The organism is Alkalibacterium gilvum (assembly GCF_900109085.1).
Taxonomy (GTDB): domain Bacteria; phylum Bacillota; class Bacilli; order Lactobacillales; family Carnobacteriaceae_A; genus Alkalibacterium; species Alkalibacterium gilvum.
This window is the reverse complement of sequence record NZ_FNYW01000013.1, coordinates 1-21,974: the sequence shown is the minus strand read 5'-3', so window position 1 is coordinate 21,974 and position 21,974 is coordinate 1. Positions and strand designations below refer to the sequence as shown.

22 protein-coding genes and 1 pseudogene are annotated in these 21,974 nt (G+C 36.7%); 18 read left to right on the top strand and 5 right to left on the bottom strand.

Going from position 1 to position 21,974, the window contains the following annotated elements; all coding sequences use genetic code 11:
- Positions 1 to 14 precede the first annotated feature (14 nt).
- Positions 15 to 557, bottom strand: a complete 543-nt coding sequence (locus BMX83_RS04905) for a TetR/AcrR family transcriptional regulator C-terminal domain-containing protein (protein ID WP_091634165.1) — start codon at positions 555 to 557, stop codon at positions 15 to 17.
- Positions 558 to 785: 228 nt separating this feature from the next.
- Here BMX83_RS04905 and BMX83_RS04900 point away from each other — a divergent pair, with 228 nt between their 5' ends.
- From BMX83_RS04900 to BMX83_RS04870, 7 genes are all read left to right on the top strand, one after another.
- Positions 786 to 1,925 (top strand): glycerol dehydrogenase, encoded by a 1,140-nt coding sequence (locus BMX83_RS04900; protein WP_091634163.1) that lies wholly within the window; start codon positions 786 to 788, stop codon positions 1,923 to 1,925.
- Positions 1,926 to 1,962: 37 nt separating this feature from the next.
- Positions 1,963 to 2,946, top strand: coding sequence for a dihydroxyacetone kinase subunit DhaK (gene dhaK, locus BMX83_RS04895; protein WP_091634160.1), 984 nt, complete (start codon positions 1,963 to 1,965; stop codon positions 2,944 to 2,946).
- Between the two features lie 39 nt (positions 2,947 to 2,985).
- Positions 2,986 to 3,570 carry a dihydroxyacetone kinase subunit DhaL gene (dhaL, locus tag BMX83_RS04890; protein WP_091634212.1) on the top strand — a complete coding sequence of 195 codons (585 nt, stop codon included), beginning with the start codon at positions 2,986 to 2,988 and terminating at the stop codon, positions 3,568 to 3,570.
- The gene (gene dhaM, locus BMX83_RS04885) at positions 3,570 to 3,944 is read left to right on the top strand and encodes a dihydroxyacetone kinase phosphoryl donor subunit DhaM (RefSeq protein ID WP_091634157.1); all 375 of its coding nucleotides are present in this window, start codon (positions 3,570 to 3,572) and stop codon (positions 3,942 to 3,944) included. The genes dhaL and dhaM overlap by 1 nt, the downstream gene beginning before the upstream one ends.
- 492 nt (positions 3,945 to 4,436) lie before the next feature.
- Entirely contained in the window at positions 4,437 to 5,312 is an 876-nt protein-coding gene (locus tag BMX83_RS04880; RefSeq protein ID WP_091634155.1) for a DUF1295 domain-containing protein, read from the top strand.
- Between the two features lie 66 nt (positions 5,313 to 5,378).
- Positions 5,379 to 7,151 carry a DegV family protein gene (locus BMX83_RS04875; RefSeq protein ID WP_091634152.1) on the top strand — a complete coding sequence of 591 codons (1,773 nt, stop codon included), beginning with the start codon at positions 5,379 to 5,381 and terminating at the stop codon, positions 7,149 to 7,151.
- An 11-nt stretch (positions 7,152 to 7,162) separates the two neighbouring features.
- Positions 7,163 to 7,558, top strand: coding sequence for a DUF2177 family protein (locus BMX83_RS04870; protein WP_091634149.1), 396 nt, complete (start codon positions 7,163 to 7,165; stop codon positions 7,556 to 7,558).
- 68 nt (positions 7,559 to 7,626) lie between these two features.
- Here the strand turns inward: BMX83_RS04870 and BMX83_RS04865 are convergent, their stop codons facing one another.
- Both BMX83_RS04865 and BMX83_RS04860 read right to left on the bottom strand, forming a co-directional pair.
- Entirely contained in the window at positions 7,627 to 8,295 is a 669-nt protein-coding gene (locus tag BMX83_RS04865; RefSeq protein ID WP_177170504.1) for a DUF3159 domain-containing protein, read from the bottom strand.
- Positions 8,288 to 8,629 (bottom strand): DUF1475 family protein, encoded by a 342-nt coding sequence (locus BMX83_RS04860; protein WP_091634143.1) that lies wholly within the window; start codon positions 8,627 to 8,629, stop codon positions 8,288 to 8,290. Before BMX83_RS04860 ends, BMX83_RS04865 begins: the two co-directional genes overlap by 8 nt.
- A gap of 252 nt (positions 8,630 to 8,881) precedes the next feature.
- On the opposite strand from BMX83_RS04860, the gene BMX83_RS04855 reads away from it, so the two are divergent.
- Positions 8,882 to 10,141, top strand: a complete 1,260-nt coding sequence (locus BMX83_RS04855) for a cytochrome P450 (RefSeq protein WP_091634141.1) — start codon at positions 8,882 to 8,884, stop codon at positions 10,139 to 10,141.
- A 125-nt stretch (positions 10,142 to 10,266) separates the two neighbouring features.
- Here BMX83_RS04855 and BMX83_RS04850 read toward each other — a convergent pair whose 3' ends face one another.
- Positions 10,267 to 11,253, bottom strand: a complete 987-nt coding sequence (locus tag BMX83_RS04850) for a dihydroxyacetone kinase subunit DhaK (protein ID WP_218141920.1) — start codon at positions 11,251 to 11,253, stop codon at positions 10,267 to 10,269.
- On the bottom strand, positions 11,250 to 11,807 hold the full coding sequence (gene dhaS / locus BMX83_RS04845; RefSeq protein ID WP_177170503.1) for a dihydroxyacetone kinase transcriptional activator DhaS: 558 nt from the start codon (positions 11,805 to 11,807) through the stop codon (positions 11,250 to 11,252). Before dhaS ends, BMX83_RS04850 begins: the two co-directional genes overlap by 4 nt.
- Before the next feature lie 292 nt (positions 11,808 to 12,099).
- Between dhaS and dhaK (BMX83_RS04840) the strand changes: the two genes are divergently transcribed.
- The 10 genes and pseudogenes from dhaK (BMX83_RS04840) to BMX83_RS04795 all read left to right on the top strand — a co-directional run.
- Complete coding sequence (gene dhaK / locus BMX83_RS04840) at positions 12,100 to 13,857, top strand: dihydroxyacetone kinase subunit DhaK (protein WP_091634133.1); 1,758 nt, start codon at positions 12,100 to 12,102, stop codon at positions 13,855 to 13,857.
- A gap of 319 nt (positions 13,858 to 14,176) precedes the next feature.
- Positions 14,177 to 14,815 (top strand): nitroreductase family protein, encoded by a 639-nt coding sequence (locus BMX83_RS04835; RefSeq protein ID WP_091634131.1) that lies wholly within the window; start codon positions 14,177 to 14,179, stop codon positions 14,813 to 14,815.
- A gap of 15 nt (positions 14,816 to 14,830) precedes the next feature.
- Positions 14,831 to 15,118 carry a putative quinol monooxygenase gene (locus tag BMX83_RS04830; RefSeq protein ID WP_091634128.1) on the top strand — a complete coding sequence of 96 codons (288 nt, stop codon included), beginning with the start codon at positions 14,831 to 14,833 and terminating at the stop codon, positions 15,116 to 15,118.
- Positions 15,119 to 15,391: 273 nt separating this feature from the next.
- Entirely contained in the window at positions 15,392 to 16,435 is a 1,044-nt protein-coding gene (locus BMX83_RS04825; RefSeq protein WP_091634125.1) for an acetamidase/formamidase family protein, read from the top strand.
- A 215-nt stretch (positions 16,436 to 16,650) separates the two neighbouring features.
- Positions 16,651 to 17,094 carry an OsmC family protein gene (locus BMX83_RS04820; protein WP_091634122.1) on the top strand — a complete coding sequence of 148 codons (444 nt, stop codon included), beginning with the start codon at positions 16,651 to 16,653 and terminating at the stop codon, positions 17,092 to 17,094.
- 336 nt (positions 17,095 to 17,430) lie between these two features.
- A complete protein-coding gene (locus BMX83_RS04815) occupies positions 17,431 to 18,702 on the top strand; it encodes a RidA family protein (RefSeq protein ID WP_091634120.1) in 1,272 nt (423 codons plus the stop codon).
- 198 nt (positions 18,703 to 18,900) lie between these two features.
- The gene (locus BMX83_RS04810) at positions 18,901 to 19,836 is read left to right on the top strand and encodes an ABC transporter ATP-binding protein (RefSeq protein ID WP_091634117.1); all 936 of its coding nucleotides are present in this window, start codon (positions 18,901 to 18,903) and stop codon (positions 19,834 to 19,836) included.
- A complete protein-coding gene (locus tag BMX83_RS04805; RefSeq protein WP_091634114.1) occupies positions 19,829 to 20,599 on the top strand; it encodes an ABC transporter permease in 771 nt (256 codons plus the stop codon). The genes BMX83_RS04810 and BMX83_RS04805 overlap by 8 nt, the downstream gene beginning before the upstream one ends.
- 343 nt (positions 20,600 to 20,942) lie before the next feature.
- Complete coding sequence (locus BMX83_RS04800) at positions 20,943 to 21,572, top strand: nitroreductase family protein (protein WP_091634112.1); 630 nt, start codon at positions 20,943 to 20,945, stop codon at positions 21,570 to 21,572.
- A gap of 189 nt (positions 21,573 to 21,761) precedes the next feature.
- Positions 21,762 to 21,974, top strand: a pseudogene (locus BMX83_RS04795) (helicase); the annotation flags it as partial.

Genomic DNA, 21,974 nt, shown 5'->3' with positions numbered 1-21,974 from the left:
AATCTTCTTTTAAATTAAAACTGAGTAGGAATCGCTTGAGTAAGTAATTTATGGAAATTATTTGTTTGAGGAACACAGTCCTTAAGCACCCAACGGTAGAGCAGCTCAGCCAAACCATACGCATAAAATTCAGTAGTAATCTCCATAGCACTTTGGTTATATTCTGAATGAATATGTTTTTTATAATAGTCTTTCATAATTGTTTGAACCTCTTTTTTGATGTAATAAATAAAGTAATCTTTAAAAGAATCTAACTTCATATTTAAAAAGATTTTTTTATAATAGGTTTTGTTTTCTTCAAGGTAAGTTAATAAATAGAATAGTATATCTTCTCGTTTTTCCCAAATAGAAATCAGTTCATTTAATTCAGAAACTTCATAGGAGAAAATCCAAGTAATTAAATCATATTTGTCATCAAAATGATCGTAAAAAGTTTGGCGACGGTAATCAGTTTGATCCATTATATTCGTGATCGATATCTTATCAATAGTCTTCTCGCAAGCTAATTTTTTGAAAGAATAAGAAATGATTTCCTTCGTTGTATTCTTTTGGGTCATAAATCTTGGCTCCTTTGGCTACGGATTAAAGCTACTATTCTCTTAGGATTAATTATACGCCATACTAAAAAATAAATGAAGCGGACAAAGAGAATCTTTTGTCTGTTGAGTTGGTAGCGTTTACTTAGTAAGCTAGATTCATAGATAAATAAAGCGCTTTAATTCTCTGTTAGCAGATTAATTAAGGGATTTTAAAGATACTTTATTTTAAAAATAGGAGGAATAGAAATGAGAAAAGCATTTATTAGCCCATCAAAATATGTTCAAGGTGAAAACGAGTTATTAAATTTAGGCTTCTATATTAAGTCATTAGGTGAGTCAGCACTAGTTATTGGAAATCCGGATGATATCAATCGTGTTCAAGATAAGTTAGACCAAACATCTAAACATTTCGGAATAACTTTACACTTAGCTGATTTTGGTGGAGAAGCAACACGAGAAGAAGTTAAGCGTCTTAAAAAGCTAGCAAAAGAAAAAGGGGCAGATGTCATCGTTGGTTTAGGCGGAGGAAAGGCAATTGATACATCTAAAACAGTTGCTAACGGTCACAACTTAATTGTATGTCCAACTATTGCAGCTACAGATGCACCCACTAGTCATTCAGCTGTGTTGTATACAGAAGATCACCATTTTGATGATTATGCTTATTTCATTCAAAATCCAAGTGTAGTACTAATGGATACTACTGTGATTGCGCAAGCTCCAACGCGATTCTTAATTTCTGGTATGGGAGATGCTTTAGCTACTTACTATGAAGCACGTGCAACCCGTCGTTCAAATTCAAATGTAAATGCTGGATTACCAAATGGTTTTCATTCAGGAGATACGGAGCCAGCGAAAGGAACAATAGCTTCTATTACGCTAGCTAGAGTTTGTTATGAAACGGTATTAGAGAGCGGGTACAATGCTAAAATGGCGTGTGATAATAATGTTGTTACACCAGCATTAGAAAATATTGTTGAAGCGAATACCCTATTGTCTGGACTTGGTTTCGAATCAGGAGGACTTGCTGCAGCGCATGCGATCTACAATGGTTTAACTGTTTTGAATGGCCCTCACAATTATTTCCATGGAGAGCAAGTGGCCTTTACAACATTTGTTCAACTTATTCTTGAAGATGCTACAACAGAAGAAATTGAAGAATTATTAGATTTTAGTTTATCGGTTGGGTTACCTGTATCACTAGCAGACTTAGATGTAGAAGAAGTAAATTATGAAGAAATTTTTGAAGTAGCACAAAAAGCTTGTATACCTGAGGAATCTATTCATGCTATGCCTTTCAAAGTAACGCCTGAAAGTGTTGCTCAGGCAATCATTGCGGCTGATGCCCTTGGACGAGATTACAAAAAACGTAAGACAATAAAATAATAAATAAATTAAAATAAAATATAAAGGACGGAAATAGATGAAAAAAATCATGAATGACCCGAATGAAATTGTTGATGAAATGATTGAAGGTATGATTGTCGCACACTCTCAATTAATACAAAGAGTACCTGAAACAGGTATTATTCAACGAAGGGCAGAAAAAACTGGTAAGGTGGGAATTGTTTCTGGTGGGGGAAGCGGTCATGAACCGGCTCACGCTGGATTTGTTGGAGAAGGTATGTTATCTGCAGCTGTTTGTGGCGCAGTCTTTACTTCGCCAACTCCGGATCAAATCCTCGAAGCTATCAAAGTGGCGGATGAGGGTGCTGGTGTCTTCTTAATTATAAAAAACTATTCTGGGGATATTATGAATTTCGAGATGGCTCAAGAACTTGCTGAAATGGAAGATATAGAAGTAGAAAGTATTGTTGTAGATGATGATGTAGCTGTTGAGGACAGCATATTTACCCAAGGAAAACGTGGAGTAGCGGGGACGATTTTTGTTCATAAAATACTCGGTTATGCTGCTCAACAGGGGAAATCTATCAAAGAAATAAAAAAATTAGCTGAAGAATTAGTACCTAATATTAAATCAATTGGACTCGCACTTACCGGAGTAACAACACCAGGAGCCAGTCAAGCAAGTTTTACTCTAGGTGAAAATGAGATAGAGTATGGAGTTGGTATTCATGGAGAACCTGGATATCGCAGGGAGAAATTACAGCCTTCTTACGATCTTGCAGAAGAATTACTAACAAAGTTAGCTGAAGAATTCGATGTAACAAGACGATTTGCTGTGATAATTAATGGTCTCGGTGGGACACCTTTAATGGAGCAATATGTTTTTACAAATGATGTTAAAAAACTAATGGATAAAGATGAATGGTCAATAGATTTTTATAAAGTAGGAAACTTTATGACTTCACTTGAAATGCAGGGGCTATCATTAACGCTACTTTGTCTTGAAGATGATTTCTATATGGAAGCATTAAGTGCACCAGTTGAAACAATTAGCTGGTAATAAAAAACTAAATGATAAGTGAGAGGACTTCAAATGAATATGGATTTACAAACAGGTATACGTTGGATGGAATTATTCAATGAAGATATTCAACAAAACAAAGACTATTTAACTCAGCTTGATACACCTATTGGGGACAGTGATCATGGCAACAATATGTCACGGGGTATGGATCAGGTTATTCAAGCAATTGAAGCAGAGTCTCCTGATTCGCTAGAGGCACTCTTGAAACTAGTTACATCAACTTTACTAAGCAAAGTTGGTGGGGCTTCAGGACCTTTATACGGCTCGGCATTTATGGGGATGTTGAAAATTCTTAAAGGAGATAATACGTCATCATGGGATAAAGTACTCCGCGGTGGGTTAGATAGCATTCAAAAACGAGGCAAAGCCGAAGTTGGCGATAAAACGATGGTTGATGTGTGGGCTCCAGTTGTTAAATCACTAGAAAATAAGCAATTAACTCATGTAGTCATCGAAGAGGCGGTAGAAGCAACAAAACCACTAAAAGCTAAAAAAGGTCGTGCTTCTTATGTAGGAGATCGTTCTATTGGGCATATTGATCCTGGAGCATATTCATCTGCATTATTATTTCAAGCGATGCTAAAATCGGAGGAGAAATAATGGATAAACCAGGAATAATTATTATCTCTCATGTATATGAAATTGCTAAAGGCATTGAACGATTGCTACAAGAGGTCGCTAGAGATGTTCCCATTCAAGTAATTGGCGGAGTAGATAAAACAAATATTGGAACTAGTTTTGACACGATTTTTGAAATGGTCAGTGAGTCTCCATCTACTAATATATTAGCTTTTTATGATTTAGGCAGTGCTAAGATGAACTTAGAGATGGTACAAGATTTAAGTGACAAAAATATTACTATTTATAATGTTCCAGTCGTTGAAGGTGCCTACACTGCAGCAGCCCTCTTACAAGCTGGCGTGACTAAAGAAGATGTTGAAGAGCAACTAAAAGAAATACAAATGGATAAGTGATCAATACATGTTATATTATTGTGATTTGATAGATTTATCGCATTTAATAAAAATTTTGGCAAAACTTAAAAACAATAGCAAAACGATTGATGTGGATAAGACTTTCTAAAACATTAAATTTTTAGTTCAGACTATCCATCAAGTGGTGTTGGTGTATAATTTTAGACAACTTTATTAATAGGTTACACAGTCAGTAATAACTGGTTGTGTAACCTATTTTTATTGTGGCGTTATTGACACTTTGCCTTGTTTATTAATAAACTATCCATGACATTAAACCAAAATATGTTCATATAGATTTTATTGAATGCTAACTTATGACTACGAATGGTTTTGTATTTCATATTTAAGCATCCTGATATTAGTATTAGATATCTATCATTCAAAGCATTCTACTAACGGGATATATTCATTTTAGAGTATAATTGTTAATGATATTCTGTATATGAAAAGTTAAGATTGAAAAAATTAAATTATTAGGAGAGATTTATTTTGGATAAAAGAAGAATCATTATATATCCGATACTACTTGTGGTAGCGTTGGCAATAGCAACGGAAGGATTTAATAGGATCAGTACCGATAGTTTACTTATTCCAATGGCTTTTACGTTTTTATATTTCACAATAATATTCCTTATAGCAACAGCAATAAAAGATAATTCTATTGTCGATATTGGCTGGGGAGCGGGTTTTGTCGTTGGGAGTTGGTTATCCCTCATTGTGACAGATGAACCGACATTTCTATCTTATAGCATCGTCGCCTTTGTCACTTTTTGGGGATTGCGACTTTCATTAAGATTATTGAAACGAAACTGGGGTAAGCCCGAAGATTTTCGTTATGCTCAGTGGCGTAAAGAATGGGGGGACCATGTTATAATTATGGCCTTTTTAAGAGTGTTTATGGTTCAAGGCATTTTGAACTTCGTTATCGGTTCTGCGGCTTATGCAGTTATTCGCTATAATACTTTTGACTTTCAAGGATGGTCACAGTTCATTTTTTATGCAGGACTCCTCGTTGCATTTGTAGGACTCTTCTTTGAAGTTGTGGGCGACGAACAACTAAGAAAGCATATAAGTAAAGGCTCAGGTAAACTATTACAGTCTGGACTCTGGTCACTAACGCGCCATCCGAATTACTTTGGAGAAATATTAATATGGTTTGGTATATATATTAGCGGAATGACGATGATCTATAATGGCACAATCAATCCAGTCTATTATGGCGTGCTGGTACTTTCACCTCTCACAATAAGTACAGTGCTAATTAAGATTTCTACACCACTGCTTGAGAAGAATATGGAAAAATATGACGCATGGGATGACTATACTCAACGCGTACCAATGATTTTCCCTTGGGGTAAAAAGTAAAAAAGATTATATATAAAGACTATTATAATAAGCTTGTAAAACTATAACTAAAGTTAGGGGAGAAATATGGAGACGATAACCCACGATGATTTATATAACGGTCTAATAAACGGTGCTAGGGAAGTAATGAACAATCGACAATTTTTAAATAATATTAATGTCTTCCCTGTAGCTGATGGTGATACAGGCAGCAATCTGTTTTCCACTATGCACAGTATCGTTTATCATTCGGAACGAAAAGAAAATACTAAAACAACACTTGAAGCAATTGCGGATTCTGCCATTATGGGTGCAAGAGGAAATTCTGGATTAATCTTTGCCCAGTATTTTCAAGGCCTCAGTGAGGGAATGACCTCAGAAACGGAGATTACAAGAGAGAACTTTGTAACAGCAATAAAAAAAGCAATGGATTATGCATATCAGGCTGTTGAGAAACCTGTTGAAGGAACAATGCTGACAACCATGTCAGTATTTTATGATGCGTTAATTAAAGAGGTAAATAGTCACGAAACATTTGAGAAAATACTTTCAAGTGCTTTTGCTAAGGTTGAAGATGCAGTTGAAAACACGACAGGACAGTTGAAAGTCTTACAGAAATCATCTGTTGTTGATTCAGGAGCAAAGGGGTTCGCATACTTTATTAAAGGCTTTCTAGCTGGCATACAAGGTCATTTACTGTCTAAAGACAGCTTGGATACAGAAGAAGAAGCAATCCCGGCTATTGACATACACGATCATGAAATCGGTGAATACCGCTACTGTACAGAGGCACTTATTGAGCGAAATGAAGCGGGAGAGAATTTAAAAACCGTTTTATCTGATATAGGTGATTCAATCGTTCAAGTCAAAGGAAAGACTAAAACGCGTGTACATGTCCATACCAATGATCCAGCAGAAATGTTTGATCGCTTATCTAAACAAGGTAAACTTATTGAACAAAAAGTCGATGATATGAATTTACAATATGAAAGAGTGCATAACAGGAAGTACAAGACCGTTATTGTGACAGATTCTATCGCAGATTTACCAAAAGAAATAATCGATGATGCCCAAGTGCACGTCATTCATATGTCTTTACTTGTTGGAGAAGAATCATATATTGATAAACTGACAGTAACCAATGAAAAACTGTTCGATCTAGCGAAGCAGAAGCAAACGCACCCCACTTCATCACAACCGACGATAAAAAATATTGAAAATACGTATCGGTATTTGCTAACTTATTACGATACTGTGATTGTATTGACTGTAGCAAAAGCGTTGAGTGGAACGTACAATGCCTTTAAAAAAGCAGCTGAAACGTTTGAAGAAAACAAACAATCGATTCATGTTTTAGAAACAAAACAAAACTCCGTAGCAGAAGGCTTAATTGTTTGGCAAGCTATAGAAAATTTAAAGGCAGGAAAGTCTGTTGAGGAGATTTTATCTGAAGCAGAACGTTCGATTAGTCAGTCCAAGATACTGGTGAAAATTAATACACTGGATAATATGATTGCTTCTGGAAGGCTGAGTGTGCGAGCAGGAGGCATTGCTAAAAAAGTAGGCTTAAAGCCAATCGTTTCCTTGGATGAAAAAGGCGACGGTGAGGTATTTAAAATTGCTTTCCAAGCAAAAACGGCACAGAAAAAAATATTAAAACATTTAAAAACATTGAATGAAAAAAAGGGAATTAAGTACTATGCCGTTACTTATGTTGATGATAAAAAGCTTGGTGAAGCCTTTGCAGAAGAGCTAAGTGGGGTATTGAATAAAGAACCTGAATTTATCACCAAAAGTTCCGGAGTCATTGCTATGGGCGCTGGAAAAGGTGCAGTAGCTGTGGCATATATAACAGAATAGGAGGAAGCAACATGAAATTTCTTATCACCTATTTAATTACTTTGGTCGTCTTTTTCGTTGTGGATATTGCATGGTTAGGATTCTTCGCTAAAGATTTTTACAAAGAGCAAATTGGATTTTTAATGAGAGAGACTACTAATTGGGTAGCAGCACTCGTCTTTTACTTTATCTTTATTTTAGGACTTGTTTTCTTTGTTATTAATCCTGCTTTAGATTCAGGAAGTATCATGGAAGCTCTGCTGAAAGGTTTATTCTTTGGGTTTATTGCCTACGCAACGTATGATTTAACGAATTTAGCAACACTTGAAAATTGGCCGATAAAAGTAACGCTAGTCGATCTTGTTTGGGGAACAACCCTTGGAGGATTAGTGTCGTTTATCAGTTATTACTTTTTAGCCATGGTTTAAAGAGATTATGCATAACAAAAGGGGGATCTGTCTATTTTAGACAGATCCCCCTTTTATTTGATATATGCTTAAAATCCTGTTTTTTGTCCTTCATAGGGAGGCTCTTCTTTGTTTTTGAATTCTGAAACGCTGGGACCTGATAACTTTCTCAAACTGCTTATGCCCAAAGCATAGGTAGCAATCAACAATACGATGTTCATAGGCCAGCCTAAAATAGAATTAACGACAAAGTACAATGAATAGTTACCCGTTAAAAATATGGGAAGCTGTATCATCAGTCGAGTCAAGAAATACAATGCCCATAGCAAGGTGACTTTTTTATAAGCAGGACGAATATCATCTCTAAAATACCAATCAATTGGCCAGCCTCTAGTTAGATGGCTAACCCAGGCAGCAAGAGGTTTTTTAACAATAAGCGAAGTAATGCATAAGATAACGATGAGCGACGTTGTAATTAAACCGGGCAGATAGTAATAGATTGCTTCTCCTGATAAAAAACTCAAACTAATCGAGAAAAGGACACCGCCCACACCAACTAAAACATAACGCTTTGTATGTTTTTTAATGATTCTATACAAGACTAATAAGGCAAGATAGAGCAGCGTTAACCCACTGGCGTAAGTTAAAGAAAGAAATTGATTTGCTATAAAAAATATAAGCGGAGGAAAAAGTGCATCAATTGTTTTTTTCTTGAATATTAGTGAAAGCTGACCTAACCATTCTTTGATTTTATCCATCGAAATGCTCCTTGTTTCTTCCGTGAAGAACGACCTTCCAGTCATCTTTTGATTCATAAAGTGCCTTCAAGAGATAGACACTCCCAGCGAAAAAACCCAGTGTTATCATTGCTATAATCCAGATTCCAATTTTCCACGCTGTTTGTTCCCGATAAGTGATCCATAAGGAAAAAAAGACGATGCCAATGTATAAGTCTATAACCGAGACGAGACCTAAGGGATTATCTAATAATTGTGTCCCATCTGCAGGGAAATTCCCATTTATAATAGCGTTTGATATACCGAATACCATAGCCGCCAGACCAATCCAGGCAAAGAGTTTAGCAGTTTTCATAAAAATGACTCCTTTAATTTCATTTACTTATATTAACAGCACGAGGTATGTACCGAATATCAAGGGTGTATTTATAGTACCATATCACAGATAGGAAAAAGGAATGATTCATCTTTTAAATTGAATGGGGGATTATGACGTTCTCCCTTATTTTATATTGTTTTATTAACTAAAAATCGCTTTTTTTTGACAGTTTTTTGTATAAGGAGTAGGATTGAATTGTAAAGATAATTCGAATGGGAGGCTATCAACATGCAACAAGTACCAGAAACAAAAATCAAGCTAACAAACGTCAAAGAGATGTTCGATAAGGGTTACAACCTCTTAGGCGAGCTCAGAAAAGAAGCGGATTCGCCAGTAGTAAAAGGTAAATTCTTAACAAAAGAATTTATAACGGTTTACGGTGAAGAAGCAGCAAGAAAGTTTTATGATCCAACCAAATTTAAACGCGAAGGGGCTATGCCTAAGCCCATTATAAAAACACTGTTTGGTGAAAAGGGTGTACAGACATTGGATGGAAAGGCGCACCAGCACCGTAAAAATTATTTCATGGATTTAATGACTCCAGAAAGAATGGATGATTACAGAAAAATTCTTGATAGAAACTTAACAGAAAAATTAGATACCATTCATGGGGAATTTGAATTGTTTGATATCGCCAATGATGTGTTGTTCAAGAGCATCACTGAATGGTCTGGAATTAATTTATCAGAATATAATGAAGAAAAAATTGAACAGTTAGCTAATGATCAAATATCTATGATCAGCGGCGCAGTCACCTCACCAAAGGATCATTTAAAAGGAATAGCCGATCGTAAAGAATCAGAAGAATGGGCACAAGAATTGATTAAAGAAGCACGTAAGAATCCAGTGCCTGGGAAAGAAAAACTCGCTCTCTACACGTTTGCCCAAGCAAAAGATTTAGATGGGGAACTGCTGCCAGTAGAAGTTGCTGCTGTTGAATTATTAAATATTATACGTCCAACGGTTGCTTTAACCGTCTGGATAGCGCTCATGGGGCACGCCTTGTTTGAAGAAAATCAATACTCAAAATTGAAAGCTGACTTTGATCGCTTACAAGATTCCTTTATAGAAGAAATGCGTCGTTACTATCCATTTTTCCCAATGCTTCCTGCGATTGCAATTGATGACGTCGAGATTGATGGGTATCATATACCAAAAGACAGTTGGGTCATTCTGGATCTATATGGAACAAACCACGATGTCAGAACGATTGATCATCCAGGATCATTTGATATTACTAGATATGAAGGTCGCACGAAAGAGATTTCCTATGAAGAAGAGTATGAAATGATTGCACAAGGTGGCGGGAAATTTAGAGAAATGCACCGTTGTGCGGGCGAGTGGATTACTCTTCACAGTCTGCGCGTCTTTTCTGAGCACTTAGTCAACAAGTATAACTTTACCGTTCCCGAGCAGGATTGGCGAATACCTATGAACCAATTCCCAACCTATCCAAATAGTAAAGGGTTATTATTTAAAGAAGACTGATCAAACAAAAGAAAAATAACACCTCCATCAAATGAAATACCCCCTATACATTTAGTTTAAATCTAAATGTGTAGGGGGCTTTGTTTAATGGTTAGTTGCTCAGTCTAGTAACAGACTGAATATATTTACCAATGAGAAGCGTTGGTCTCTTCTTTGAGGGCGTCGATCCATTTTAGGTCGTTAACTTTTAACAACGTTAATGATATGCCGTGCATATTATAGGACGTTAAATGAGAGCCAACTTTTACAAAAGACGTATCAATTTGCTCTAAATTCAACAAACGCCTTATGTCATTGGTAAAGATATATTGCTCCATCAATGTAGTGGAACCAAGACCGTTGATTAAGACGGCAAATGTATCTTCAGGAGTCCAGTCGATAAGTCTTTTAAGCTTGTTTACAAGTTCTATGGCCAACTGTTCAGAAGAATGATAAGGAACTTTCCGGTAGCCCTTTTCACCGTGTATGCCTATGCCATAATAAACTTCCCCCTCTAAAAGATCAAATGTTGCGTGTTCGTTTTCGGGGGTTCGGGCCGGACTAAGAGCAACGCCTAGTGTGTAAAGATTTGCGGAAACGTCATCTCCCAGCTTCTTTAAATCCTTCAGGGACATACCTTTTTCAGCAAAGGCACCTACAATTTTATGAACGAACAATGTGCCCGCTACTCCGCGGTGTCTCTTCTTGAAAGTGTGTGTGTCTTCGATGGAATGATCATCGGCAACACATACAATGTCAGTTTTATGACCCAGTTTAATGGCTTTTTCTTTTGCTTCTGTGAAGGAGGCCATATCGCGAGCGAAATTTTTCACAATGAGCAGGGCACCCTTACCATTGTCAGTTTTTTTGATAGCCTCCAAGATAGCTTTGGGTTCAGGAGGAATGAATAATTCACCATTAACACTTGCCGTCAACATGTTTTTCCCTACATAACCAAAATGAGCCGGCTCATGTCCGCTGCCGCCTCCACTGATAACAGAGACTTGATCTTGATTTTTTTGATATATAATTTTATTAGTTGAATCATAATCAATTCTTTCTTTATGTTCAAAGTGAAAGCCGGTCAACATAAAATCAATACTTTGATTAGGATTGTTCTGAATATGTTTCACTCTGTATCCCTCCTTGTACCACATACATCCAAAAAGTATGTGTAAACATTATGTGCCATTTTTTCAGGGGGTACCTTACACCCGGATTGAATCCAGTCTTTTATAATACCTACCATACCATGGCCTAGAAAACTGGAAATCGTAACTTTAATGTCATCAGTATATCGTTCGGAAGGAACATGTGGGTCATCTAGAATTTTCACAAAAAGTTCTCTTAAATTCACATACAGTGACGTTGAAAATCCGTTTTGTTCATAAACAGCCAAAGCATTTCGATAAAATTTCTGCTCACGATCAAAATAAACGAAAATTTGTTTTAGAATAGAATCCCAACGTTCAAAGTCAAGGAGATCACTAATATTTTCCTGACTTTCAGTGTGATAGATCCATTCTATTAATTCATATTTGTCCTGAAAATGATAATAAAAGGTTTGCCTTCTTAAATCGGCTTGCTTCATTATGTCACTGACAGATATTTTAGCAAAAGATTCCTTTTGCATCAATGTTTTAAATGAATAGGCAATGACTTTCTTTGTAATAATCGACTGTTCCATAGGCGCCTCCTTCTGTAGGTTTAGTATATAGTATGAACAAATAAATAACGAGTGGGCAGAAAATAGGTTTTGACACATTAAACGATTTGTCCGTTCAATACTAACCGCTTACATAGTAAGATGATAGTAGCGATAGATATTAGCAAGACTAATACACCTACAAAGAAAAAAATAAAAAAAAACATCTTGTTAAGTTAAAGCATAACACAAAGGGTAGGGGTATCTTCGCTGTTAAGGATAAGGTAGAACGTATGTAAAAAGAAATTAAAAAATAGATTAGGAGATGTTTTAAGTGAAGAAAATAATCAATACACCAGATACGCTAATGATGGAAATGATTAATGGCATAGTTTTGGCTCACCCGGAACTTGAACTCATAAATAAATACAAGGTAATCAAAAAGAAAAAAATGAATGATGAAAAAGTCACGCTAATCAGTGGAGGCGGCAGTGGCCATGAACCTGCGCATGCTGGTTTTATAGGTAAGGGAATGCTGGATGCAGCTGTATGTGGAGAAGTTTTTGCTTCCCCTTCACAGATACAGGTTTATCAAGCAATCAAAGAAACACAGAGCAACAAAGGAACACTACTGATCATCAAAAACTATTCCGGAGATATCATGAACTTCAAAAATGCGGCTCATCTCGCTAAAGAAGACGGAGCAGTTGTTGATTATGTAAAAGTTGAAGACGACATTGCCGTAGAGGACAGTTTATATACAGTTGGACGCCGAGGTGTTGCTGGGACGGTTTTGGTTCACAAAATAGCTGGGGCAGCCGCAGAAGAAGGACGTTCACTTTCAGATGTTAAAACAGTTGCACAAAAAGCCGCTGATAGCGTGCGTAGTATTGGTATTGCACTAACATCTGGCACAGTGCCTGCTAAAGGAACGCCAACATTCACGCTGGAAGATGACGAAATGGAATATGGAGTAGGTATTCACGGTGAACCCGGAATAAGAAGAGAAAAAATGATGTCTGCAAGCCAATTGGCTGAACGTATGGTCAAGGATCTGTTAAAAGATTTAAAAGTTTCTGACGATAATGAAGAAGAGCTTGTCGTATTGATTAATGGTTTCGGAGCAACGCCTCTTCAAGAACTGTATTTATTCAATAATGAAGTAGCCAGAGAGCTTTCTGAAAGAAATGTGAAAATTTGCCGTACCTTTGTAGGAAACTATATGACAAGTGTTGACATGGCGGGTGTTTCTGTTTCACTCATGAAGTTGGATGACGAATTGAAATCTCTCATAAATAAAGAGAGTGATACACCAGCTTTCAAAGTATCAGGACCAGTGGAACATGTAGAATTTACTAACGCTGTTGAAGAGCAGACAAATCAATCAGCATCTTTTGAAGTAGAGACAAATGAAGAATACGCCAAAATTTCTCATGATGCGCTGACGTTAAATAATATGATTTATTTAGTGGATAAAATGAGTGAAATCATTATCGAAAACGAAGGCCCATTCTGCGAATTGGATGCACATGCTGGGGATGGTGATTTCGGTATGAGTATTTCGAATGGCTTCAAGCAGTTGAAAAGAGAATGGGATTACGTGCTGGAACAGTCAAATGACATCGGAGAGTTTCTTGAAGAGTGCTCGCTAATCATTATGGAGAACTGTGGTGGGGCTTCAGGTCCGATTTGGGGTTCTGCATTTAGGGCAGCCGGTAAAAAGGCTCAAGGTAAAACAACGTTGTCTGTAAAAGAATTTTCTGAAATCATTGGCGCAGCTGTAAATGGTATTCAATCGACAGGTGAGCGATCATTTGGTAAAGGGGCACAAGTCGGTGATAAAACATTAATTGACGCTTTGGTCCCATGTCACGAAGCTTGGGATGAGAGTGCAGCAGCTGATGAGGACTTTAAGACAGCATTCAAAAACGGTGCCAGTGCAGCAGTTGAAGGAGCAAAAAACACTGAGGGTATCGTTGCACATATGGGCCGTGCTGGAACTGTTGGTGAACGTAGTATTGGCCATCCAGATGCTGGAGCCTATGCTTTAGGTGTTATTTTTACAGAAATATCCAATAGCATTAGTCAATAAAAACTGTAGGCGAAATAATAAGACCACCTTAAACAGTATAAAAGTATTAGTAAATTAGAGGGACACATTGACCATAAATTAGATCAGGCATATATGACATTAGTTTGATCTGATTTCTGATAGAATGGTCAATGTGTCTCTTTTATCGATACTACCTAGTGTATGCCCAACTATCTAAGATTCAAGTCAGCACAGCACAGGTAATATCGGAAACATTATTTTTCTTCAAGTCAATTGAAATAAGGTATAAGTACTCTATTTGACCATTTGAAAATACGTGTGAGACAATCATTTTAATTAGCAGAAAGAGGTATAAACAGTGAATAAAGAAAAGCAAGCGAATGACTTTTCAGATATCGTATTTGGACGAAAATCAATACGTTCATATGACGAAGATGTAAAAATAACTCATGAAGAAATGTTGGAAATGATCCAGAAAGCTACAACGGCGCCATCATCTGTAAACATGCAACCTTGGCGTTTTGTTATCGTAGAAAGTCCGGAAGAAAAGGAAAAATTGAGGCCTCTTATACGTTTTAACACAACTCAAAATGACACATCGTCTGCAATGATGTTAATTTTTGGAGATATGGAATGTTATGAATATGGTGAAGAAATTTATAACCAAGCCGTTTCAGAAAATAAAATGTCTGCTGAAGTAAGAGACCAACAATTAGAAGCGATTATTCCTTATTATAAGAACTTATCGCAACAAGAAATGAATGATGTAGTAAAAATAGATTCCAGTTTGTTCGCCATGCAGTTTATGCATGTCGCTCGCACGCATGGATATGATACGTGCCCAATTGGTGGTTTTGAGGCAGATCAATTAGCAGATGCCTTTGGACTAGATAAAGAACGTTATGTTCCAGTTTTAATACTATCCATTGGTAAATCAAAAGACGAAGGATATCAGTCCGTTCGTTTAAATGCAGAAAAATTAACAACGTTTAAATAAAAGGAGAAGAGAGATATGAAAATCATTAATGCTTCATTTTATATTAAGAAAGATGAAAAAGAATCTTTTCTAGCTGCTGTCAAGCCCCTAATTGAATCATCTAGAAAAGAAAAAGGTTGCTTAGCTTACAATTTGTTTGAGTCTTTTGAGGACCCGAATCACTTTGTTATGATAGAGCATTGGGAAAGCCAGGAAGCGATTAATGAGCATAACAAGAACCCACTACTAAAGGAGTTACTAGAAAACATCCCTACTTTCAGTACTAAACAACCGGTTCTGACTGTGTCCAATACAGAAATTTAATATACAGTAGCGAATTATTCGGTATAGAAGACTCATTTAAAGCACACGATGAAGGCCATTATTGAAGAGGGCCTCATCGTGTGCTTTTATTTGTAACCATTTTTATTGATACCTATTCAATGATCAGTATTTGCATTCTTAAACAGCCAAAAAATTTTGACAACGCTTTCTAAATGCATCATAATAATACTAATAATAAATAGAGTTTCAGACGAAAGGGTCCAATTGGATTAATTGTAGTGAGTATAACTTTAAAATAAAGGGGAGAATACTATGTCAAAGATTCATAAAGTGGAAGCAAACACAGAAACGGTTAAATGGGGTTATTTTGATAACAGCTGGGAGCCGATTTTGGAAGTCGAATCAGGTGATAGTGTAGATATTGAAGCTTTGAATCATCAATCAGGTGATGCCCCGGATTTATTGTTCGATGAAAAAATAAAAGAAATATATGATTACAATACAGATAGAAACATGGGAGACCACCTAATCACCGGCCCTATTTATGTGAAAGATGCGGAACCAGGTGATGTTATTGAGATAAAAATTGTTGATATGAAGCCACGAATGAATTATGGTTCACAAGTTTTAGCTAATTGGGGGAATTTATCCAATGAGTTTGATCGCGAAGAGACAATTTTCATCTATGAAGTGGATTTAGAGAAAAATATTACTTACCCACTCTTTACCTATGATTACCCTCGCCCAATCAACGCACCAGGTCTTGTAACCGAACCAGGGAGTGTTGAGAGAAAACCAATTAAAGAAAAATTAACGCTTCCTTTAAATCTACATTTTGGAACAGCTGGCGTTTTACCTTCAGAAGACGGGAAAATACATTCACTGCAACCTAAAAATTTTGGTGGAAACTTTGACAACAAGAATTTTGTTAAAGGAACATCACTCTACACAAGAGCTCAGATAAAAGGTGCAGGAATTTTTGTAGGTGATAGTCACTTTGCCCAGGGAGATGGAGAGCTTAGCGGAACGGGTGTAGAAGGAAGTGTCAATGGACGTATACAAATTAATCTTCATAAAAATAAGAAGATGTTCAAAAATATTATTTTAGACTCAGGTGAACATTGGGAGGTCCATGGATATGGTCATACGTTGGACTTGGCAATAAATGAAGCCGCTATAGAGGCAGTGGATTTTATATCCCATCGATTTAATCTATCGAAAGAACTGGTGTACTCAACACTAAGTGCCAAAGGAGATTTTCATGTTACTCAGGTAGCTAATGGAGTGAAGGGTGTACACTGCCGTATTTTGAAGAAGGCATATGAAAATCTAGAAGTTAATCCAGAGTCAATCTAATGAGAAATTCTTTTAAAAAAAGATGCAGGAGATCAACTCATTGAAAAGTGTTAAATGAAACGCATAAGAAAGCCCGATTCCACCTTTAATTAGAGGAGAAATCGGGCTTATTTAAATGTTCTATAAGTTGTGCGGTTTAATAATATAAGAGAGGACTAGGTGTTGAAATAAAATCGCTTTCATGTTAAACTATTCACAATAAGGAGGAGTGGAAAATGCCAAAAATGTTTATCAAGGCAAGTGCAGAATCAATGGGCGGACTGAAAGTGAAGGCAACAGCTAATAATCATGAAATTATTCTGGACGAACCAAGAGCAGATGGAGGAACCAATCAAGGAATGAACCCGATGGAAGCCTTATTGTCAGCTTTGGGGGGATGTAAAGTAATTGTAGCTCAGTCATACGCAAAAATGCATAAGATTAAACTTAAAAGTATTCGTATTGACTTTGAAGGTGAATTTGATCCTAATGGTTATTTAGGAAAAGATCCAAATGCTAAAATTGGCTATTCCAAAATTATTGAGCATTTCCACATTGAGGCGGATAATACTCCCGAAGAGATTCATACGTTTATCGATTTTGTATCAAATACGTGTCCGGTTAATGATACATTGACCCAGCCAGCTACGTTTGAACATGAAATACATTTGAATGAATAATTAAATAGAGTTCAAAAAAGCAGAAAAACCTTGATTATAATACAGGGTTATCTGCTTTTTTATTGTCTTTATATTAGAAAATGAAAGAAGGGTAAGACTTTAGAAAAATAATGTAATTTTCACAATTAATTTAGACGATGTGTATAAAAATGATGTTTTATGTATATAAAAAATGAAAAACGATAGTGAAAGTGCTTTAAGTCTGTTATACTAGCGAAAGCGCTCTATTAAACGTTGGAAGAATTCGATTACATTTCGTTTTTGGAAAATATATTCATCTTTTTTGTTTAGAAGTATTGGATAAATAGAGTAAAAAACTAAAGGGGACTTTTTAATATGAGTAATTATAATGCAGTATCAGCAAAAAATACAGACAAGGCACCAAAAAATATCGGCCCATATTCTCAAACGGTCGCTTTTTCACATTATAACAATCTTTCTGCGCAACTACCTATTAATCCAGAAACGGGTAAACTAGTAGAAGGTGGCATAAAAGAACAAGCTAACCAATGCTTCAAAAACATTGAAGCTGTCGTAAACAGTATCGATCATGTCATGAATGACATCGTTCGAATTACTGTTTACGTAAAAAATATCAAAGATGTGGATGCAGTAGATAGTGTTTACCGCACATTCTTCAAAACCTATCTTCCTACACGTACAACAGTAGAGGTTTCTGAGCTGCAGATGGACGCATTGGTACAAGTAGATGCTCTTGTTTCTCATGATGAAGGAACGATTCCTGATGCACCTCAGTCTGGAGATTTGATCAAGCTTACTAACAATACACAAAACGCACCAATGGATCCATTATCTACCCAAGCCGTTGCTTTTTCTCACTACAACAATCTTTCTGCTCAATTACCTATCGATCCAAAATCAGGTAGACTAGTAACTGGTGGGGTTAAAGAGCAGGCAGCACAATGTTTCAAAAATATCAAAGCAATCCTGGAAAGTCTTGATGTTCCTTTTGATGATATTGTGAAAATCAACATCCATCTCAAGAACTTTGCTGATGTTGAAGCAGTAAATGAAGTCTATTCAACAGTCTTCCCGGATTCTGCTATCGCCAGAGCTGTCGCTTACGTTCCAGCACGTACGATCATTGCGGTATCTGATTTACCTATGGGGGCACTGATTCAAGTTGAAGCAGCCGTTTCTCATGGTGACGGTACACCACCACAGGAAATCGAAGACCGTCACGGACTTATCCTGGAAGCTAATAATACAGATAAGGCTCCTAAAGATGCACTAGCAACACAAACAGTCGCTTTCTCACACTACAATCACCTGTCAGCGCAATTGCCGCTTGACCCTGAAACAGGAGAAGTGGTTGCTGGTGGAGTGAAAGAACAGACAGAACAATGTCTGAAGAATATCAAAGCGATTATCGAAAGTGTTGATCATGTAATGGAAGACGTTGTTAAAGTAAATGTCTTTGTTAAAAACATTTCTGACGTTGATTCAGTAGACGAAGGGTACAAGACTTACTTCAAGAATGGTACACCTGCACGCACTGTTGTCGGCGTTTCAGACTTACCAAACGGTGCGCTTGTTCAAATCGATGCCGTTGTCGGTAATGAAGAAGGCACACCACCACTCGTTTAATGACTATGTAGTGTGTAAAAGCTTTAAAAAATTAACTAATGGCTTATCAAATATCCAGATCTCAGCTAATATGCTGCGACTGGATATTTTTTTATATAGTAAGCAGATTATACATACGCTTTTCCTGTAATATGATATAATAACTCGCGGTTGTGATTTTATGTAAGTAAAAAAGAACTTTATTAAGGAGCCAAACGAATGTCGTATGCATTAGAGATAAAAGATTTAGAAAAAACATATAAAGGTGGAGTCAAAGCTCTACGAGGGATTGATTTAGAAGTTGAAGAAGGCGATTTTTATGCTCTCTTAGGTCCAAATGGTGCAGGTAAATCTACGACGATTGGAATTGTTACATCGCTTGTGAATAAAACCTCTGGGAGTGTTAAGGTATTTGGTTATGATATAGATAGCGATCTTACCCGAGCGAAGCAACAAATTGGTCTAGTCCCTCAAGAGTTCAACTTTAATTCCTTTGAAACCGTCCAACAGATTGTCGTCAATCAAGCAGGATATTACGGCGTTCCACGTAAAGAAGCGTTGATACGCAGTGAGAAATATCTGAAACAATCAGATCTTTGGGAAAAACGGCATGTGCGTGCACGCATGCTTTCTGGAGGGATGAAGCGACGTTTGATGATTGCCCGCGCATTGATGCATGAGCCGCGTTTACTCATATTGGATGAACCGACTGCAGGTGTAGATATTGAATTGCGACGCGAAATGTGGGAGTTTTTGAGAGAGTTGAATGCAAGTGGAACGACCATCATCCTCACCACACATTATTTGGAAGAAGCGGAAATGCTTTGCCGAAATATAGGAATCATTAGAGCGGGAGAACTCATTGAAGACACGAGCATGAAGAGTTTGTTATCTAAATTAATGTTTGAGACGTTCATTTTTGATTTAGATACTTATGAGAACAAACCGGAGATTACTGGTTACTCGAGTGAACTTGTCGATGAAACAACACTTCATGTCGAAGTGGAACGTAATCAAGGCGTCAACGATGTTTTCAAACAGCTATCTGAACAAGGGATTAAAGTGCTTTCTATGCGTAATAAATCGAATCGATTAGAAGAACTGTTCCTGAAAATTACTGAAGAGAATAAACAGGAGGAAGATAACAATGTTTAAACTTTATTATACGGCACTAAAAAGTCTGGCCGTCAAAGAAACGAATCGCTATTTACGCATATGGGTTCAGACACTGGTACCACCAGTTATCACAACCTCATTATACTTTGTTATCTTTGGTAACCTTATTGGTGGAAGAATTGGGGAAATGGAAGGCTTCTCCTATATGGAATTTATCGTACCGGGACTCATTATGATGTCAGTGATTACGAGCTCTTATTCCAACGTATCTTCATCCTTTTTCTCTCAGAAATTCCAGAAAAATATTGAAGAATTATTAATTGCGCCGGTACCGACACATGTTATCATGTGGGGCTTTGTTATTGGAGGATTAGGCAGGAGTATTTTAGTTGGGGCCTTGGTCACACTTATTTCGCTCTTCTTCGTCCCATTACAAGCTTTTTCTTGGGTCATGATTATTATGACACTTTTAATGACGTCAATTCTGTTTTCACTAGCAGGCTTATTGAATGGTATCTTTGCCCAGTCTTTTGATGATGTCTCTATCGTACCGACCTTTGTACTACAGCCGTTAACTTATTTAGGTGGTGTGTTTTATTCAATATCAATGTTACCTCCTTTCTGGCGCGCCGTTTCTCGGGTCAATCCAATTGTCTACATGATCTCAGGTTTCCGATATGGATTTCTTGGTGTTATAGATGTTCCAGTACTTTGGACACTCATTATTTTAACTTTCTTTATTGCTGTCCTTTATACAATCAATTGGTATTTGATTGAAACAGGCCGTGGACTTAGAAGTTAGGAAATCATTAAAGAATAACAGCATGTTAATAGACTAAATGATGAACCTCCTACTATAAACCTTAGTGTTTATAGTAGGAGGTTTTTTGTTTCACTAATCATTTCTTATATCTGACTAGCTGTCGTCATCCTTTCCATTGCTATGTTATTAGTGTAAGGTTTATTGTTATATCGGTTTTGCCTAGTTTCTTGTTGCTAGTATATATGCTATATTCATATGAGAAAACGCATTCTTTGAGATAGTCGAGATGAAAAAGATAAAAAATAGCATAAAAGGAATAAACGTTTAGAATATAACATTTGTTGATTTGATTAATTCAATTAAATTGAAAAGAGGAAATGAAATGTCTATAAATAACGATTTTTTAGATGTCACTTTAGGGCGTCGATCTGTTCGCGTTTATGATGATACTGTTAAAATTTCACACGAAGAAATGCTTGTAATGATTCAAAAAGCTACACGGGCACCTTCTTCGGTCAATCTTCAGCCTTGGCGTTTTGTGGTGGTTGATAGTGATGAGGGGAAAGAAAAATTAAGACCCTTAGTCCGAAGCAATACAACTCAAAATGATACATCGGCAGCAATGGTGTTGATTTTTGGGGATTTGCAGTGCTACACATATGCAGAAGAAATTTATAGCAAAGCCGTTTCAGAAGGGAAAATGTCAGAAACAGCGAAAAATAACTGGCTGGCTGATATTGTACCCCAATACAAAAGCTTTCCTAAAGAGAAAATGAAGAAAGCAGTACGGCTTGATGCTGACCTTGCAGCTATGCAGTTTATGCTGGTTGCGCGTAGTCATGGATACGATACGAATCCCATTGGTGGCTTTGAACATGGTCAACTAGCTGAGGCGTTTGGCTTAGATAAAGAGCGCTATGTTTCTGTGTTGATTTTATCTGTAGGAAAAGCATTGGAAACAGGTGAAGAGAGCGTTCGTCTGGATGCAGAAGAAATTACTTTTTTTAAATAATGTAAAAAAGTATTAAAAATATGATTGAAAGATAAAACATTTTAGAGGATGAGGGAGCCTTATGTTAAACAGGAATATTCTGATTATAAAAGTGAAAAAATAAGTTAAAATAAATCAATAAAAAAGTATATGTAAACCCTTACTATGGTATAATTTAGAAAAACACACCATAGCAAGGGGCGTCAGTGCGTGGGCTTGTTTAATAAATTAACTGGACCTGTATTTCTGAAAGAAAGCTATAATGCTGAGGTACAACTAAAGAAACTGAAGGCTTTGGAAGAGAAGTTGGATGAAAAGGGTAAAGATATAGTGAGACGAGATATAAAATACTTGGAATATGGCATCGCTGGTGAGAAGAATATTGCGTTCGAACTTAAGAATAGTCATTTGCCAATGTATGTC